The following is a 15,351-nucleotide window of genomic DNA, read 5'->3' as shown; positions in this document are numbered from 1 at the left end:
CCGGCCGAGAAATCCGCTGGCATGCGTGCCCCTCCTGTTCGGTTCGTGCTCCGGAACGGAGATACTAGGTGCGGGCATCGACGACGCCGCGCTCCCGCGCGAGACAGCCCTACCGAGGAGGAACGAAAGCGTGACCTACGTCATCGCGCAGCCTTGTGTCGACGTCAAGGACAAGGCGTGCATCGAAGAGTGCCCGGTCGACTGCATCTACGAGGGCTCCCGCTCCTTGTACATCCACCCGGACGAGTGTGTGGACTGCGGCGCGTGCGAGCCGGTCTGCCCCGTGGAGGCGATCTTCTACGAGGACGACACTCCTGAGGAGTGGAAGGACTACTACAAGGCGAACGTGGAGTTCTTCGACGAGCTGGGCTCGCCCGGCGGCGCGTCGAAGCTCGGCCTCATCGAGCGCGACCACCCGTTCGTCGCTGCGCTCCCGCCGCAGAACCAGTAGCACCGGCGGCGCCTGACGCGCCGCCGAGCCGCCGCCCGTCGGCGTGTTCCACCGCGGCCCCGTACGCCCTTGTGCCGTACGGGGCCGCGGCGTACAGACCGGCCGAGAGAGTTGTGAGCAGCACGTGAGTATTTCCGCCCGCCTGCCGGTCTTCCCCTGGGACCGGCTGGAGCCGTACAAGGCGGCCGCGGCCGCGCACCCCGACGGCGCCGTCGACCTGTCGGTGGGCACCCCGGTCGACCCGGTGCCCGACGTCATCCGGCAGGCGCTGATTGCCGCCGCCGACAGCCCCGGCTACCCGCTCACCTACGGCACCGCCGAACTGCGCGCCGCCGCCGCGGACTACCTGCGCGACCGGCACGGCGTCACGGGCGCCGACCCGCGGGCCGTGCTGCCGCTCATCGGCTCCAAGGAACTCGTCGGCTGGCTCCCGACGCTGCTCGACCTGCGCGAGGGCGACACCGTCGCCTACCCGCAGCTGGCCTACCCGACGTACGAGATCGGCGCGCTGCTGGCGCGGGCCGCGGCCGTCACCTACGACGACCCGGTGACCGACCTGGACCCGGCCGGGCTGCGGCTGCTGTGGCTCAACAGCCCCTCCAACCCCACCGGGCGGGTGCTGGGCGCCGCCGAGCTGCGCCGCGTCGTCGACTGGGCGCGCGGGCACGGGGTGCTCGTGGTGTCCGACGAGTGCTACATCGAGCTGGGCTGGGAGGGTGAACCGCCGGTCTCGGTGCTGCACCCGGATGTGTGCGGGGACAGCCACGACGGGCTGGTCGCCGTCCACTCGCTGTCCAAGCGCTCCAACTTCGCGGGCTACCGCGGGGCCTTCCTGGCCGGTGACGCGGCCGTGGTCGCCGAGCTGCTCGCCGTGCGCAAGCACGCCGGGATGATCGTGCCCCAGCCCGTGCAGGCCGCGATGATCGCCGCGCTCGGCGACCGCGCGCACGCCGCCGAGCAGAAGGAGCGCTACGCCCGCCGCCGTACCGCGCTGCGCGCCGCCCTGGAGTCCGCGGGCTTCCGCATCGAGCACAGCGAGGCCAGCCTCTACCTGTGGGCGACCCGCGGGGAGAACTGCTGGGACACGGTCGCCGGTCTGGCCGAGCACGGGATCCTCGTGGCCCCCGGTGAGTTCTACGGCCCCGCGGGCGCGGAGTTCGTCCGCGTCGCCCTGACGGCCACCGACGAGCGCGTGGCCGCCGCCGTCGCGCGGCTCGCGGGCTGACACGCCGCAACGCACGAGGGGCCCGGGAGCGTGTGCTCCCGGGCCCCTCGGCGCGTCCTAGCCCAGCGGGAGGGCCCTGAGCGGGAGTTCGTCGGCGGGCAGGGTGCCGGCGTCCGGGAGGGCGCCCGCGACCGGCAGCGACTCGGCGGTCGCGCCGACGACCCGGCCCGCCGCGTCGGTGGCCTGCGCGGCGCCCTGGTGGGCGACCGGGGCCGCGGTCGTGCCCGCGGTGCCGACGAGGCGGGCGGCCCCCGGGAGGGCGGTCTGCACGGCCTGGCCTCCGCCGTGGGCGGCCAGGCCGGTGGCGGACTGCGAGGCGTGGTCGACCGTCGAGCCCAGCTCCGTGCCGTCCACGGCGGTCAGGCCGCCCATCCCGGCCTGCTGGGGGGCGGCGGCGTGCGCGGCGCCCGCACCGACCAGGGGTGCGGCGGCGGCGCCGAGCAGCAGTGCGGCCTGGGCGATCCGGCGCGTCAGGGGGAGGGACATGGTGCTCCTTGCGGGTGGGGTCCGACGGTGGGTCGGAAACGACGCCGTGCCTATCGGCGTGCGGGCCCGCGAGGTTGCGGCTTTCGTGGGTAAAGAATGCGTAATGCGTCGGATAATAGGTGCGTGCCCGGCTCCCTCGGACGGCCCATTGGTATGACCGGTCCCCGCCCCGAAGAAACGTCCCGAGCGCGGGTTTTCGCCGGGCTTCCCCGTGGTGCGCGCGGCCCCCTCCGGCCGCGTCGGCGCGTATCCGCGGAAGGGCCCGCCGGGGTGACGGCCCGTACTACTGCGCGACGGTGATCCGCACCAGGCGGCTGTCCGTGCTCCCGGCCTTCTCCGCGTCCTCCACGGAGGCCTTCCGCCAGCCCTCCTCCGAATGCGCCGCCCGCCACCGCATGCCGTCGAACCACACCTCGGCCACCCGCAGGTCCGGCGCGTGCGCCACCGACCACTGCGCCAGCTGCCACCCGCGCGCCACGGCGCCGGCCGCCGCTCCCGTGGGGACGGTCACCGACACCGCGGGGGTCCCCGCCGCAGCGGGCCGCACCTGGGCGCCGAACTCGCGCGTCAGCTTCGCCGTCACCGCCGCCGTGCTGCCCGGCGCGCCGCCCGCGCTGTCCTCGCGGTCCGCGCCCGTCGTGCAGCTCAGCGCGCCGCCCTTGCCGCCCACCAGCGCCGCCGCGAGCAGCGTCGCGTCCTCCTCGTGCTGGGCGTACGCCTCCGGGTAGCCGCTGCGCTGCACCTTCTGCGCCGCTACGGTCAGCGGGAGGTCCTGGTAACCGTGGATCTTGACCAGGCTCTTGTAGAAGGCCGTCGAGGAGTACACCGGGTCGAGGATCTGCGCGGCCGTGCCCCAGCCCTGCGACGGGCGCTGCTGGAACAGGCCCAGCGAGTCCCGGTCGCCGTGGTCCAGGTTGTCCAGCCGGGACTCCTGCATGGCCGTCGCGAGGGCCACGGCCACCGCCCGCTCCGGCAGCCTGCGGGCCGCCGCGACCGCGGCGATCGTCGCGGCGTTCGCCGCCTGCGCCTGCGACAGCACGAGGGTGCTGTCGTCCACCAGGACCGTGCAGCCTGCTGCTGCCGGGTGTTTGCCGCGTCCGTGGAGGACCACGTACGCGGCTGCCGCCAGCACCAGCAGCACGGCGAGGGTGCTCAGGACGCGGCGGCGCGTTCGGCGGCCCGGGCGGGTTTCTGACGTGCTCACGCGGCGGAGCCTACCGGCTCCGCCGGGTCCCCTCCGGTCCCCGCGTGCCGCCCCGCCGCCGTGGCCCCTCAGGCCCCGGGCGCCCCCCGTGCGGCGGGCGCCGCGGCCCTCCGCCGGCGGGTGGCCGCGCGCGCCCCGGGGCGTCCCCCGCACGGCGTGCGCAGGGCGCGGGACGCCCCGGGGCGTCCCCCGCACGGCGTGCGCAGGGCGCGGGCGGGGCCGGTCCCGCGGGCGGCGGAGGGTGTTCCCGGCGGTGCGGGGGACCGCGTGACCGGCCACGACGGGAGGGAGGGCCCCGCGGCGGCGGGACGGGGCAGCCCGTGGGGGCAGGGCCGGCCCCGTTAGGGTCGGCGCATGGGACTTGACCTCGCGGCGGACGTCGCCGCGCTGACCGCCGCGCTCGTGGACGTACCCTCCGTGAGCCGCGAGGAGAAACCGCTCGCCGACCTCGTGGAGAGCGCCCTGCGGGCGTACCCGCACCTGACCGTCGACCGGGACGGCGACGCCGTGGTCGCCCGGACGAACCTCGGCAGGGCCGAGCGCGTCGTGCTGGCCGGGCACCTCGACACCGTGCCCGTCGCGGACAACCTCCCCTCCCGCCTGGACGCCGACGGCGTGCTGTGGGGGTGCGGCACCTCCGACATGAAGGCGGGCGTCGCGGTCCAGCTCAGGCTCGCGGCGCAGCTCACCGCGCCGAACCGCGACCTGACGTTCGTGTTCTACGACGCCGAGGAGATCGCCGCCGAGTTCAACGGGCTGAAGCGGCTGGTGGAACGGCACCCGGAGTGGCTCGCGGGCGACTTCGCCGTGCTGATGGAGCCGACCGCCGGGCGGGTGGACGGCGGCTGCCAGGGCACCTTGCGGGTGCGGGTGGAGACCACCGGCCGCCGGGCGCACTCGGCGCGCAGCTGGCTGGGGGAGAACGCGATCCACAAGGCCGCCCCGATCCTCGCCCGGCTCGCCGCCTACGAGCCGCGCCGGGTGGAGATCGACGGGCTGGTCTACCCGGAGGGGCTGAACGCCGTCATGATCGAGGGCGGCCACGCGGGCAATGTGATTCCCGACACCTGTGCCGTCACCGTCAACTACCGCTTCTCGCCGGACCAGAGCGAAGCGGAGGCGCTGGAACGGGTGCGCGCCGTCTTCGAGGGCTTCGACGTGGTGCTCACCGACACCGCGCCGGGCGCGCTGCCGGGCCTGTCGCACCCGGCGGCGGCGGCCTTCGTGGCGGCCATCGGCACGCCCCCGGCGGCCAAGGAGGCCTGGACGGACGTGGCGCGGTTCGCCGCGCTCGGCATCCCGGCGGTCAACTACGGGCCCGGCGACCCGACCCTCGCGCACACCCGCGACGAGCACGTCGACACCGCCGCGATCCGCGAGGCGGAACGCCGGCTCACCCAGTGGCTCACGGCTTGAGGTAGATCACCCGTTCGGCACTCAACCGAACCCGGGTGCGTGCCGGTCCTTCCCCCCGGCAAGGTGGACAGGTGTCCGCCACGGGCCAGGGGGAGGGGGCAGCCGCGCCATGGGACTGACCAGCGGGTGGTTCGCCGTGCTGCTCGTCGCCGCCGCGGTGGCGGCGGTGGCGGGGGCGCTGGTGCTGTGGCCGAGGGTGCGCGGGCCGCGCCCGGTCCGGCTCGGCGCCCGGGTGGGACTGATCGCGCTGTGCCAGCTCACCGCGATCCTCGTGGTGATGGTGACGGTCAACAACCAGTACGGCTTCTACGCCTCGTGGGACGACCTGCTGGGCCGCGCCAACTCCGGCGGCGGCAGGCCCGCCGCGGGCCCCGGTGCGTCGCCGGCGCCCGAGGTGCCCGACTACGCCGTGACGTTCACCGCCTATGCGCAGGGCTTCCGGCGGGCCACCGTCCGCGGCTGGGCGAGCGGCACCGAGGGCGACGTGATCGTGTGGCTGCCGCCGCAGTACGGCAGGAAGGAGTTCGCGCACACCCGCTTCCCGGTGATCGAGGTGCTGCACGGCATACCGGGCACCCCGCACAGCTTCCTGCGCGGCATGCGGCTGGGCCAGGTCATGCAGGCGCAGATAGCCGCGGGGCGCGCAGAACCGGCGATCCTGGTGCTGCCCACGATCACCCCCGACCGTGTCGACACCGGCTGCGCCGACGTCGCGGGCAGGAGCCGGGTGGCGACATGGCTGACCGACGACGTGGTCAAGACGGTCTCCCGCAACTTCCGCACGCTGCCCGCGCCGCGCGGCTGGGCGGTCATGGGCGTGTCCACCGGCGGCTACTGCGCCGCCCGGCTCGTCCTGGAACACCCCGACGTCTTCGCCGCCGGCGCCGCGCTGGCGCCCGACGACCCGTCGCAGGGGGTGCGCTCGCCGGTGTGGCTGGCCAGGACCGTGCACCCCAGGGCGCAACTGCTGGTCGCGTCCAGCAGGCAGGACCCGGAGAGCCCGCCGCGCTTCGCGGACGCCGTCACCGCGGCCGCCGCTCCGCCGACGCGGGTGAGCACCCTCCGGCTGAGCAGCGGCGGGCACAACTGGAACACCTGGAGCCGGATGTTCCCCGACGCCTTCACCTGGGTAAGCGCCCGGCTCGAAGCTCCCCGGGCGGTCCCGCTGGACCCGTCGGCGGCACCGTGATGCGTAGGCTGCCGACATGACAGAACGAGAGACCCAGGGCGTCGGGGACGACGCACAGCAGGCCGCGGCGGAGGCCGCCGCGGAGGCGGAGCAGCTCCCGTACGGCAAGAGCTGGCCCGAGCGGCACACCGGTCCGGTGGTGCGGCGGCGCGGGCAGGTGCAGACCGGCACGACCGACCAGCGGCTGCTGGACAGCCACGGCCCGTCGGACTGGGTGCACGGCGACCCGTGGCGGGTCATGCGCATCCAGTCGGAGTTCGTCGAGGGCTTCGGTGCGCTCGCCGAACTGGGCCCGGCGGTGAGCGTCTTCGGCTCGGCCCGCACCCCCGTGGACTCCCGGGAGTACGAGGCGGCCGTGCGGATCGGCCGCGCGCTGACCGAGGCCGGCTTCGCGGTGATCACCGGCGGCGGCCCCGGCGCTATGGAGGCCGCCAACAAGGGCGCCCTGGAGGCCGGCGGCGTCTCGGTCGGCCTCGGCATCGAGCTGCCCTTCGAGCAGGGCCTCAACCCCTACGTCGACATCGGCGTGAACTTCCGCTACTTCTTCGTCCGCAAGACGATGTTCGTCAAGTACGCCCGCGGCTTCGTCGTGCTGCCCGGCGGCTTCGGCACGCTCGACGAGCTCTTCGAGGCGCTGACGCTCGTGCAGACGAAGAAGGTCACCCGCTTCCCGATCGTGCTGTTCGGCAGCGACTACTGGGGCGGCCTGGTGCAGTGGATCCGCGGCAGCCTGGTCGCCGAGGGCAAGGCGTCGGCGGCCGACCTGGAACTCTTCCACGTCACCGACGACGTGGACGACGCGGTGGAGCGGGTCACCAAGGAGAGCGCGGCCTGAGCCGCGCCCGCGTCACCGTCCCGCGCGGCCTCACGCCAGCCCGCGGCGGGCGACCGCGGGCGGGCGGTGGCCGGCGATGGAGGCGACCATGTCGAGCACCTGCCGGGTCTCCGCGACCTCGTGCACCCGGTAGACCTGCGCGCCCAGCCACGCCGACACCGCGGTCGTCGCCAGCGTGCCGATCAGCCGCTCCTTGACCGGGCGGTCCAGCGTCTCGCCGACGAAGTCCTTGTTGGACAGCGACACCAGCACCGGCCAGCCCGCCGCCGTCATCTCCGGCAGCCGCCGGGTCGCCTCCAGCGAGTGCCGGGTGTTCTTGCCGAAGTCGTGCCCCGGGTCGATCAGGATGCCGTCCCGCCGCACCCCCAGCGCCGCCGCCCGCTCGGCGAGCCCGCACGTCACCCGCAGGATGTCGGCCATCACGTCGTCGTAGCCGACGCGGTGCGGCCTCGTGCGCGGCTGCGCGCCGCCGGCGTGCGTGCACACCAGGCCGGCGCCGTGCCGGGCGGCGACCTCCGCGAGGCCCGGGTCGACCCCGCCCCACGCGTCGTTGAGCAGGTCCGCGCCCGCCGCGCACACCGCCTCGCCGACCTCGGCCCGCCAGGTGTCGACGCTGATCACCACGTCCGGGTGCCGCCGCCGCACCTCGGCGACGAAGGACACCGTGCGGCGGATCTCCTCGGCCGCCGTCACCTCGTCCCCCGGCCCCGCCTTGACCCCGCCGATGTCGATGATCGCCGCGCCGTCGGCGACCGCCGCGGCCACCCGCTCCAGCGCGGGCTCGTCGGTGAAGGTGGCCCCCTGGTCGTAGAACGAATCGGGCGTACGGTTCACGATCGCCATGATCACCGGCTCCCGCTCGCCGAATTCCCGGGTTCCCAGCCGAAGTGCCACTGCCGCTCCTCATCTCAGACTCATGCGATCGTGGCACGATCGTGCCTGACACGACGGCAGGCCCTGAGGCCGGACTCCGGGAGACGACTTGTTCTGGTTCATGCTCATCGCGCTCGTCGCGGTGGTCGCCGCGGTGGCACTGGCCGTGCTCGGCGACGGCGGAGCGCTGCGGGACGCCGGCACCGACCGGCTGGCCGACCGGCTGCCGGCCGACCGGCCGCTGGTCCGCTCCGACATCGACGCGGTACGTCTGCCGACCGCGGTCCGCGGCTACCGCATGCTCGACGTCGACGAGGTCCTCGACCGGCTCGGCGCGGAGCTCGCCGAGCGCGACGCGTACATCGCCGAGCTGGAGTCGGAGGTGAACGGCCCGCGCCCGGACCGGCTGCGCGCGGCCGTCAGCGGCGGCGAGCCCGGCGTGACATCCCTCACCAAGGACGAGCCGCACCCCGGCGAGCCCGGCCACGGCCACGGCGGCGTCGCGGGTGAGTGAGCCCGGCGGTGTGGTGACGGGCGAGGACGGGGTCCCGCGCTGCCCGTGGGGCCTGTCCACGCCCGACTACGCCGACTACCACGACCACGAGTGGGGCGTTCCCGTGCACGGGGACGACGCGCTCTTCGAGCGGGTGTGCCTGGAGGCCTTCCAGTCGGGGCTGTCCTGGATCACGATCCTGCGCCGCCGGGAGGGCTTCCGGGCGGCCTTCAAGGGCTTCGCGATCGACACGGTCGCGGAGTTCGGCCCCGCCGACCGGGAGCGGCTGCTCGCCGACCCCGGGATCATCCGCAACCGCGCGAAGATCGACGCGGCCGTCGCGAACGCCGCCGCCGCCCGCGCCCTGCGCGAGGACGGCGGCCTGGACGCGCTGGTCTGGTCCTTCGCCCCCGACCCGGCCACCCGCCCGGCCCCCCGCACGACCGCCGACGTCCCCGCGGTCACCCCGGAGTCCACGGCGCTGGCCAAGGCCCTCAAGGCCCGCGGCTTCCGCTTCGTGGGCCCGACCACGGCCTACGCCCTGATGCAGGCCTGCGGCCTGGTCAACGACCACCTGGCGGCCTGCGCCTCCCGCTGAGCGGGCACCGCGGGGCCGCGGGCGGGCGCGCGGCACGCCACCCGCGGGCGCGACGGTCCCGGGAGCACCGCGCACCGCCTCCGCGGCACGTCAGAGACCGGAGAAGCGCGGCTCCCGCTTGGCGACGAACGCCGACACCGCCTCGCGGTGGTCCGACGTCGCCCCCGCCTCGCCCTGGAGCTCCGCTTCGAGGGCGAGCGCCTCGGGCAGGGAGTGCCCCGCGGCGAAGGCCAGCGCCCGCTTCATCGAGGCGTACGCCCGTGTCGGGCCCGCGGCCAGCCGCCGGGCGACGGCGAGCGCCTCCACCGGGAGGTCCACGGCGGGCACGACGCGGTTGGCCAGGCCGATCGCCGCGGCCTCCACGGCGGGCACGGGCCGGGGGAAGAGCAGCAGGTCGGCGGCCCGGGCGTGGCCCACCAGGCGCGGCAGCGTCCAGGACATCCCGGAGTCCGTGGAGAGGGCCACGCCCGCGAAGGCGGTGGTGAAGGACGCGGTGTCCGCGACGACGCGGTAGTCCGCGGCGAAGGCGAAGCCCGCACCCGCCCCGGCCGCGACCCCGTTCACCCCGGCGACCACCGGCTTGGGCATGGTCGCGATCGCGAGCGTGATGGGGTTGTAGTGCTCGGCGACGGTGCTCATCCCGCCACCCGCCTCCAGCGTCGCGACGTGCTCCTTCAGGTCCTGGCCGACGCAGAAGGCCTTGCCGTTCGCGGTGAGCAGCACCGCGCGTACGGCCTGGTCGGCGGCGGCCTCCCGGAGGGCGTCCCGCAGGGCGGTCTTGGTGGCGGTGTCGAGCGCGTTCATCGCCTCCGGGCGGTTCAGCGTGACGGTCGCGAGCCCGTCGGAGACCTCGTACAGCACGCGGCCGGCCATGGCATCAACCCCTTCGTCGCGGCAACGGTCCAGGCCAGAATGCCGGACCGGGTGACCGAAATGCGGGTGTACGCGGGTGTCGATTGTGGAACGGAGTGCCACCGCTGTTGGTCATCGGGCTGGTGGATGCGGGATAATGGCCGAGAACCAATGTGTTCGAGTCCGAGCTGGTTTCAGGAAGGGGAACGAGCATGGCGGCCATGAAGCCGCGGACGGGTGACGGCCCGCTCGAGGTGACCAAGGAGGGGCGGAGCATCATCATGCGCGTTCCGCTCGAGGGCGGCGGGCGGCTTGTCGTCGAGCTGACCCCGGACGAGGCGGATGCCCTCGGTGATGCGCTGAAGAAGGCCATCGTCTGAGACCAGCGGTCCCCTGCCTTCGCGGCCGCGTACCGGGAGTTTCCCGAGTACGCGGCCGCTGGTCTTTCTCCGGGCGGCGGTCCGCTACCGCGCCACCGCGCACAGCAGCCCGTCGTCGGTCGGCAGCAGGACCGGGGACAGCCGGGCGTGGTCGCGCACCGCGCGCATCAGCTCGCGCAGCCGCATCGACTCCATGTCGTGGTGCGCGGCGTCCAGGGCGCGGCCCTGCCCGAAGGCGCCCTCGAAGCACAGCACGCCGCCGGGGCGCAGCAGCCGCAGCGACTCGTCCAGGTAGTCCAGGTACTCCAGTCGGTCGGCGTCGCAGAACACCAGGTCGTAGGCCCCGTCGGTGAGGCGCGGCAGCACGTCGAGGGCGGCGCCCGGGATGACGCGCGAGCGGTTCGCGGCGAAGCCCGCCTCGCGGTAGGCCTCGCGGGCCAGCTGCTGGCGGTCCGGTTCGGTGTCGACGGTGGTCAGGACCCCGTCCGGGCGCATGCCGTGCAGCAGGTGGATGCCGGAGACGCCGGCGCCGGTGCCGATCTCGACGACGTGTTTCGCGCCGCAGGCCGCGGCCAGCAGCCGCAGGGCCGCGCCCGTGCCGGGGGAGACGGGCCGCAGCCCGGACGCGTGCGAGCGGGCCCTGGCGCGTATGAGGGCGTCGTCCTCGGCGACGAACGCGTCGGCGAACGCCCAGCTCGCCTGCCGGTTGCCGGTAATGGCCCTCTCCTCGTAGCCGACTGTTCCCGTCTGCCCTGCGCTGACTGTGCTCACCGTGCCGACCGTGCGTGGCCGTGCGTGGCCGTACGGGGACCGTCCGGGCGACTGTATCCGTTGGGGTGGGGAACCCGCTGATGGGACCGCGCGTTAAGCACTCAGAAGGCACAAGGGCGGGAGTCCGCGGCAGCGGAGCGGGCCCCCCGCCCGGAGGCAGCAGTGCACTTATCCGGAGCTAACGGGCGAGGTGGCTATGGTAGAGGCTCTACTGGACACCACCAGAGCCGACAGGGGAGGTGCGGCTGCGGCCGGTGACCGGAAGGTGCTCGCGCGCTTTCGCAGGTCGGCCGGACAGCCGAAATCCGTGACCAACACTGCTGACGACCGTTCACGCGACAACGACTCCCCGACCGCGACCTTCGCCGCCGACGGAGACCCCCAGGCGTGGACGCCTCCTTCGTGGGAGGAGATCGTCAGCACGCACAGTGCCCGGGTCTACCGGCTGGCCTACCGCCTGACCGGCAACCAGCACGACGCGGAAGATCTCACCCAGGAGGTCTTCGTGCGGGTCTTCCGCTCCCTGTCCACCTACACGCCCGGCACGTTCGAGGGCTGGCTGCACCGCATCACCACCAACCTGTTCCTGGACATGGTGCGGCGCCGCCAGCGCATCCGCTTCGACGCCCTCGGCGACGACGCGGCGGAGCGGCTGCCCAGCCGCGAGCCGTCCCCCGCGCAGCACTTCAACGACACCCACTTCGACGCCGACGTCCAGCAGGCGCTGGACACGCTGGCGCCGGAGTTCCGGGCAGCCGTGGTGCTCTGCGACATCGAGGGGCTGTCGTACGAGGAGATCGCGGCGACGCTCGGCGTGAAGCTCGGGACGGTGCGGAGCCGGATCCACCGGGGACGCTCCCACCTGCGCAAGGCTCTGGAACACCGGGCGCCCGGCGCCCGGCCCGCCGGCTCCCCGGCCGACGTTCCCGCGCTCGCTGCCGTCGCACCGCAACCTGGCCAGGAGGGCGGCAGAGCGTGAGCAGCAGCGGTTCCGGCGACCCGCGCGGCAAGCGCGCCGCCGCCGCGGAGCAGCACCTGGGCGACCGGCTCGCCGCGTTCGTCGACGGCGAGCTGGCGGACGACGCGCGCGAGCGCGTCCAGGCCCATCTGGCGACCTGTCCCCAGTGCAAGGCGGCCGCCACCGAGCAGCGCCGTCTCAAGAGCGTCGTGGCGGCCTCCGAGCTGCCCGCGATCCCGTCCGGACTGCTGGCCAGGCTCCAGGGCCTCGCGGCCTACGGTCCCGACGGCCCCGGCGGCGACTCCAAGGGCGGCCCCCCCGGCCTCGCGGACCTGCGCGCGCTGCCCGGGCCCGGCGACGGGCCCGGGCCTTTCGACGGCGGCCTGCTCGGCTCCGACGTCTTCGGCGGCGGCACCCGCCGCCGCCCCTCCTACCTCAGCCCCGCCCACGACCTCGTCGCACCCGGCGAGGGCAAGGGTGCCCGCGGCTTCCGCATCCACGAGACGGCCCGCGGCCTCACCGGCGGTGCGGACCGCGCCCCGCTCGACACCCCTGTGCGCCCCCAGGCCGCGCCCCGCGGCGGCGCCGCGGCGGCCGCGGCCCACGCGTCGTTCAGCCGGCGCTTCGCCTTCGCGGCGGCCGGCGCCTTCTCGATGGCCGCCATCGCACTCGGCGGCGCCCTCCCGATGGAGGCCGGCGTCGACAACGGCGCCCACCCCGACGACGGGCCCGCGGTCACCCCCTTCAGCGCGAACTCGGTCACCGACACCCACGGCACCACCCCCCGGGACCTGCTGGACGCGCGTGAGCAGCGGATGATGCGCCAGGCCCGGGTGGCGCCGTCGCCCTCGGCCGTCGCGACACCCGTCTCCGTGCCGTCCGTCACGTCGGTGGCGCTGCACGCCTCCTCCGTGCTCTCCGCCACCCCGGCGACGGCCGCCGGCGGACCTGTCGCGGGGCGCTGAGCAGCATGCTTCACGTGGTGGTCGGCTCATTTCCACGTAGGGTTGACCGCAGCCACTCCCGCGTCGCCCACGTGGGCAGGTAACGTAAGTGCGCCGGACACAGCCCCCCGGCTGCGGACGTCCCAAGGAGCTGCACGGTGTTCTTCGACATAGGCCCGCTCGAGCTGGTCGCGATCGTCGTCCTCGCCGTGCTCGTCTTCGGCCCCGACAAGCTGCCGAAGGTCATCCAGGACGCGATGGCGTTCATCCGCAAGGTGCGGGAGTTCTCCGACAGCGCGAAAGAGGACATTCGGCGCGAGCTGGGGCCGGAGTTCAAGGACTTCGAGTTCGAGGACCTGAATCCGAAGACGTTCATCCGCAAGAACCTGATGAGCGACGACGACGAGTACGGCCTCAAGGAGCTCCAGGACATCGGCAGGAGCCTGGACCTGCGCAAGGAGATGGCCGAGGTCACGGACGCGGTCAACGGTACGGACACCGGTGCCCCGGCCGCGCGCTCGTCCTCCGCGGGCTCCGGCTCCTCCGGTGCGGGCGGGGGCACCCCCGACCGGCTGCGCAAGCGCGAGAAGCCGGCCGAGGACGAGACGCCGCCGTACGACTCCGACGCGACCTGAGGGGCGCCCCACGGGGCGCCGCAGGCGTCAATGCGATCGAGTGATTTCACCCTATCGAGTGGTCATTGTCCGTGTGTTCGCCGTCACCCCACGCCGTTTCGGCCCCCGAACCCACCCAGGGTCGGGCAAGATGGCGTCGCCCAGAAGGGCACTTCGAGGAGGCGCGACCCACATGGAGACCAGGACCGGCACGGCGCAGGGCGCGGTCGACGGCTACTTGATGGCCGACTTCCCCTGGTACGGACTGGACGAGGCGTTCACCGGGCGCCGCTGGCTGCACACGGTCGGGACGAGCAGTGACGGCACGGTCGAGTACGGCTCGACGGGACACGGCGACGAGCCCACGCTCAAGGTCGACCCCGCCGACGAGAGCCAGCGCTTCGCCGTGGTCGTGACGGTCGCCCAGCGGCCCCGCAGACGCACGCCGGACGGCACCGGGCTGCTGGAGGCCACCTCCGTCTCCTCGGCCGCCTGGCTGGCCGGCTCGGGCCTTCTCGCCTGCACCTGGCCCACGACGATGGAACGCTCCCTGCGGCAGGACTGGCTCGACCAGCAGACCGCCACCGCCTGGGAGCTCGCCGACGACCTCGACGGCTCCGGCTGGGCCGCGCTCACCCTTCCGGTGGACGGCGAGCCCACGCCCTTCCACTACCGCGAGTCGGAGTACGGCTGGGTCCTCGCGGGCTCGGCCGCCGGGGTCCACCTCGGCGCCTTCGGGCGCGGCATGAGCGCCTACGGGCTGGCCCTGGCGGCCGTCCCCGACATCCGCTCGTACGAGGCCCGGTAGCGCCCCGGCCCGGGCTCCCGGCCGCCCCGGGACGCCGCGAGCGGTGTCCCGGAGGGCCGGACGCGGGCCCGGCGGGGTCAGAACTTGTTGCGCGGGGTGATCCCCAGGGAGAGGCCCGACAGGCCGCGCTGCCGCGCGGAGAGCTGCGAGGCGATGCCGCGCAGGGCGGCGCCCGCGGGGGAGTCGGGGTGCGCGACAGCCACGGGGCGGCCGTCGTCGCCGCCCTCCCGGAGGCGGACGTCGATGGGGATGCGCCCGAGGACCGGCACGGTGGCCCCCGTCGTACGGGTGAGGCCCTCGGCGACCCGGTCGCCGCCCCCGGTGCCGAAGACCTCGACGATCTCGTCGCAGTGCGGGCACGGCATGCCCGCCATGTTCTCGACCACACCCACGATCTTCTGGTGCGTCTGCACCGCGATCGCGCCCGCGCGCTCGGCGACCTCCGCGGCGGCCTGCTGCGGGGTCGTCACGACGATGATCTCCGCGTTCGGCATGAGCTGGGCGACGGAGATCGCGATGTCGCCCGTGCCGGGCGGCAGGTCGAGGAGCAGCACGTCGAGATCGCCCCAGTAGACGTCCGCGAGGAACTGCTGGAGGGCGCGGTGCAGCATGGGCCCGCGCCAGACGACCGGCTCGTTGCCGGGGGTGAACATGCCGATCGAGATGACCTTCACCCCGTTGGCCGAGGGCGGCATGATCATGTTCTCGACCTGCGTGGGCCGCCCGTCCGCGCCGAGCATGCGCGGCACGCTGTGCCCGTAGATGTCCGCGTCCACGACGCCGACCTTGAGGCCGTCCGCGGCCATCGCGGCGGCGAGGTTGACCGTCACCGAGGACTTCCCGACGCCGCCCTTGCCGGAGGCCACCGCGTAGACCCGGGTCAGCGAGCCCGGCTTGGCGAAGGGGATCTCCCGCTCGGCCTGGCCGCCGCGCAGCGTCTCGGCGAGCCCGCGGCGCTGCTCGTCGCTCATCACGTCCAGCTTGACCCGCACCGAGGTGACACCGGGGACGGCGGCGACGGCCGCCGTGACGCGCTCGGTGATCGTGTCCCGCATCGGGCAGCCGGACACCGTCAGGTAGACGGCGACGGCGACGGCGCCGTCCGCGGCGATGTCCACGGACTTGACCATGCCGAGGTCGGTGATCGGCTTGTGGATCTCCGGGTCGTTCACCGTGGCCAGTGCGGCGCGCACGGCCTCGTCGGTCGGTGTGGCGGCCGGCGCGGTGCCCGAGCCGTACGTGGTGGTAGCCATA

The 15,351-nt window shown here is 74.4% G+C and carries 18 protein-coding genes; 12 read left to right on the top strand and 6 right to left on the bottom strand.

The window, feature by feature from the left end; genetic code table 11:
• Nucleotides 1-130: 130 nt before the first annotated feature.
• Together fdxA and dapC are read left to right on the top strand one after the other, a co-directional pair.
• Complete coding sequence (gene fdxA / locus ACH4SE_RS27450) at nucleotides 131-451, top strand: ferredoxin (protein WP_019058397.1); 321 nt, start codon at nucleotides 131-133, stop codon at nucleotides 449-451.
• Nucleotides 452-575: 124 nt separating this feature from the next.
• A complete protein-coding gene (gene dapC, locus ACH4SE_RS27445) occupies nucleotides 576-1,676 on the top strand; it encodes a succinyldiaminopimelate transaminase (protein WP_398546154.1) in 1,101 nt (366 codons plus the stop codon).
• A 57-nt stretch (nucleotides 1,677-1,733) separates the two neighbouring features.
• On the opposite strand, the gene ACH4SE_RS27440 is transcribed toward dapC, so the two are convergent.
• Both ACH4SE_RS27440 and ACH4SE_RS27435 read right to left on the bottom strand, forming a co-directional pair.
• Nucleotides 1,734-2,162 carry an ATP-binding protein gene (locus tag ACH4SE_RS27440; RefSeq protein WP_398546153.1) on the bottom strand — a complete coding sequence of 143 codons (429 nt, stop codon included), beginning with the start codon at nucleotides 2,160-2,162 and terminating at the stop codon, nucleotides 1,734-1,736.
• Nucleotides 2,163-2,445: 283 nt separating this feature from the next.
• Nucleotides 2,446-3,366: a hypothetical protein gene (locus ACH4SE_RS27435; protein WP_398546152.1), complete on the bottom strand. Its 921-nt coding sequence runs from the start codon at nucleotides 3,364-3,366 to the stop codon at nucleotides 2,446-2,448.
• Between the two features lie 354 nt (nucleotides 3,367-3,720).
• Here ACH4SE_RS27435 and dapE point away from each other — a divergent pair, with 354 nt between their 5' ends.
• The 3 genes from dapE to ACH4SE_RS27420 all read left to right on the top strand — a co-directional run bounded on the left by dapE (nucleotide 3,721) and on the right by ACH4SE_RS27420 (nucleotide 6,806).
• Nucleotides 3,721-4,782: a succinyl-diaminopimelate desuccinylase gene (gene dapE / locus ACH4SE_RS27430; protein WP_398546151.1), complete on the top strand. Its 1,062-nt coding sequence runs from the start codon at nucleotides 3,721-3,723 to the stop codon at nucleotides 4,780-4,782.
• A 109-nt stretch (nucleotides 4,783-4,891) separates the two neighbouring features.
• Nucleotides 4,892-5,971, top strand: a complete 1,080-nt coding sequence (locus ACH4SE_RS27425) for an alpha/beta hydrolase (RefSeq protein WP_398546150.1) — start codon at nucleotides 4,892-4,894, stop codon at nucleotides 5,969-5,971.
• A 16-nt stretch (nucleotides 5,972-5,987) separates the two neighbouring features.
• The gene (locus tag ACH4SE_RS27420) at nucleotides 5,988-6,806 is read left to right on the top strand and encodes a TIGR00730 family Rossman fold protein (protein ID WP_398546149.1); all 819 of its coding nucleotides are present in this window, start codon (nucleotides 5,988-5,990) and stop codon (nucleotides 6,804-6,806) included.
• A 30-nt stretch (nucleotides 6,807-6,836) separates the two neighbouring features.
• Here the strand turns inward: ACH4SE_RS27420 and folP are convergent, their stop codons facing one another.
• On the bottom strand, nucleotides 6,837-7,649 hold the full coding sequence (gene folP, locus ACH4SE_RS27415; RefSeq protein WP_398546203.1) for a dihydropteroate synthase: 813 nt from the start codon (nucleotides 7,647-7,649) through the stop codon (nucleotides 6,837-6,839).
• A gap of 139 nt (nucleotides 7,650-7,788) precedes the next feature.
• Between folP and ACH4SE_RS27410 the strand changes: the two genes are divergently transcribed.
• Together ACH4SE_RS27410 and ACH4SE_RS27405 are read left to right on the top strand one after the other, a co-directional pair.
• Entirely contained in the window at nucleotides 7,789-8,193 is a 405-nt protein-coding gene (locus tag ACH4SE_RS27410) for a DivIVA domain-containing protein (RefSeq protein ID WP_398546148.1), read from the top strand.
• A complete protein-coding gene (locus tag ACH4SE_RS27405) occupies nucleotides 8,186-8,770 on the top strand; it encodes a DNA-3-methyladenine glycosylase I (protein ID WP_398546147.1) in 585 nt (194 codons plus the stop codon). Before ACH4SE_RS27410 ends, ACH4SE_RS27405 begins: the two co-directional genes overlap by 8 nt.
• A gap of 90 nt (nucleotides 8,771-8,860) precedes the next feature.
• Here ACH4SE_RS27405 and ACH4SE_RS27400 read toward each other — a convergent pair whose 3' ends face one another.
• Complete coding sequence (locus ACH4SE_RS27400; protein WP_398546146.1) at nucleotides 8,861-9,643, bottom strand: enoyl-CoA hydratase-related protein; 783 nt, start codon at nucleotides 9,641-9,643, stop codon at nucleotides 8,861-8,863.
• Nucleotides 9,644-9,834: 191 nt separating this feature from the next.
• Between ACH4SE_RS27400 and ACH4SE_RS27395 the strand changes: the two genes are divergently transcribed.
• Nucleotides 9,835-10,002: a DUF3117 domain-containing protein gene (locus ACH4SE_RS27395; RefSeq protein ID WP_073493047.1), complete on the top strand. Its 168-nt coding sequence runs from the start codon at nucleotides 9,835-9,837 to the stop codon at nucleotides 10,000-10,002.
• 84 nt (nucleotides 10,003-10,086) lie between these two features.
• Here ACH4SE_RS27395 and ACH4SE_RS27390 read toward each other — a convergent pair whose 3' ends face one another.
• On the bottom strand, nucleotides 10,087-10,773 hold the full coding sequence (locus ACH4SE_RS27390; RefSeq protein WP_398546145.1) for an O-methyltransferase: 687 nt from the start codon (nucleotides 10,771-10,773) through the stop codon (nucleotides 10,087-10,089).
• Between the two features lie 196 nt (nucleotides 10,774-10,969).
• On the opposite strand from ACH4SE_RS27390, the gene sigE reads away from it, so the two are divergent.
• The 4 genes from sigE to ACH4SE_RS27370 all read left to right on the top strand — a co-directional run bounded on the left by sigE (nucleotide 10,970) and on the right by ACH4SE_RS27370 (nucleotide 14,097).
• Nucleotides 10,970-11,752 carry an RNA polymerase sigma factor SigE gene (sigE, locus tag ACH4SE_RS27385; RefSeq protein WP_398546144.1) on the top strand — a complete coding sequence of 261 codons (783 nt, stop codon included), beginning with the start codon at nucleotides 10,970-10,972 and terminating at the stop codon, nucleotides 11,750-11,752.
• On the top strand, nucleotides 11,749-12,696 hold the full coding sequence (locus ACH4SE_RS27380; protein ID WP_398546143.1) for an anti-sigma factor family protein: 948 nt from the start codon (nucleotides 11,749-11,751) through the stop codon (nucleotides 12,694-12,696). Before sigE ends, ACH4SE_RS27380 begins: the two co-directional genes overlap by 4 nt.
• Before the next feature lie 137 nt (nucleotides 12,697-12,833).
• Nucleotides 12,834-13,310: a sec-independent translocase gene (locus ACH4SE_RS27375; RefSeq protein ID WP_398546142.1), complete on the top strand. Its 477-nt coding sequence runs from the start codon at nucleotides 12,834-12,836 to the stop codon at nucleotides 13,308-13,310.
• A 172-nt stretch (nucleotides 13,311-13,482) separates the two neighbouring features.
• Complete coding sequence (locus ACH4SE_RS27370) at nucleotides 13,483-14,097, top strand: hypothetical protein (protein WP_398546141.1); 615 nt, start codon at nucleotides 13,483-13,485, stop codon at nucleotides 14,095-14,097.
• 77 nt (nucleotides 14,098-14,174) lie between these two features.
• Here ACH4SE_RS27370 and ACH4SE_RS27365 read toward each other — a convergent pair whose 3' ends face one another.
• Nucleotides 14,175-15,350, bottom strand: a complete 1,176-nt coding sequence (locus tag ACH4SE_RS27365) for an Mrp/NBP35 family ATP-binding protein (RefSeq protein ID WP_398546140.1) — start codon at nucleotides 15,348-15,350, stop codon at nucleotides 14,175-14,177.
• Nucleotide 15,351 lies beyond the last annotated feature (1 nt).

The organism is Streptomyces sp. NPDC020983 (genome assembly GCF_044333485.1).
In the GTDB taxonomy this organism is placed as follows: domain Bacteria; phylum Actinomycetota; class Actinomycetes; order Streptomycetales; family Streptomycetaceae; genus Actinacidiphila.
The sequence above is the reverse complement of the archived record's forward strand: the minus strand, read 5'-3'. Positions and strand labels throughout refer to the sequence as shown.

Bases quoted from the DNA above. Each gene is read 5' to 3' on its own strand.
- ACH4SE_RS27370 (WP_398546141.1), top strand. From the start codon at position 13,483: ATGGAGACCAGGACCGGCACGGCGCAGGGCGCGGTCGACGGCTACTTG.
- ACH4SE_RS27365 (WP_398546140.1), bottom strand. From the start codon at position 15,350: ATGGCTACCACCACGTACGGCTCGGGCACCGCGCCGGCCGCCACACCG.
- ACH4SE_RS27400 (WP_398546146.1), bottom strand. From the start codon at position 9,643: ATGGCCGGCCGCGTGCTGTACGAGGTCTCCGACGGGCTCGCGACCGTC.
- ACH4SE_RS27395 (WP_073493047.1), top strand. From the start codon at position 9,835: ATGGCGGCCATGAAGCCGCGGACGGGTGACGGCCCGCTCGAGGTGACC.
- ACH4SE_RS27425 (WP_398546150.1), top strand. From the start codon at position 4,892: ATGGGACTGACCAGCGGGTGGTTCGCCGTGCTGCTCGTCGCCGCCGCG.
- folP (WP_398546203.1), bottom strand. From the start codon at position 7,649: ATGGCGATCGTGAACCGTACGCCCGATTCGTTCTACGACCAGGGGGCC.
- dapE (WP_398546151.1), top strand. From the start codon at position 3,721: ATGGGACTTGACCTCGCGGCGGACGTCGCCGCGCTGACCGCCGCGCTC.
- ACH4SE_RS27420 (WP_398546149.1), top strand. From the start codon at position 5,988: ATGACAGAACGAGAGACCCAGGGCGTCGGGGACGACGCACAGCAGGCC.
- sigE (WP_398546144.1), top strand. From the start codon at position 10,970: ATGGTAGAGGCTCTACTGGACACCACCAGAGCCGACAGGGGAGGTGCG.
- ACH4SE_RS27440 (WP_398546153.1), bottom strand. From the start codon at position 2,162: ATGTCCCTCCCCCTGACGCGCCGGATCGCCCAGGCCGCACTGCTGCTC.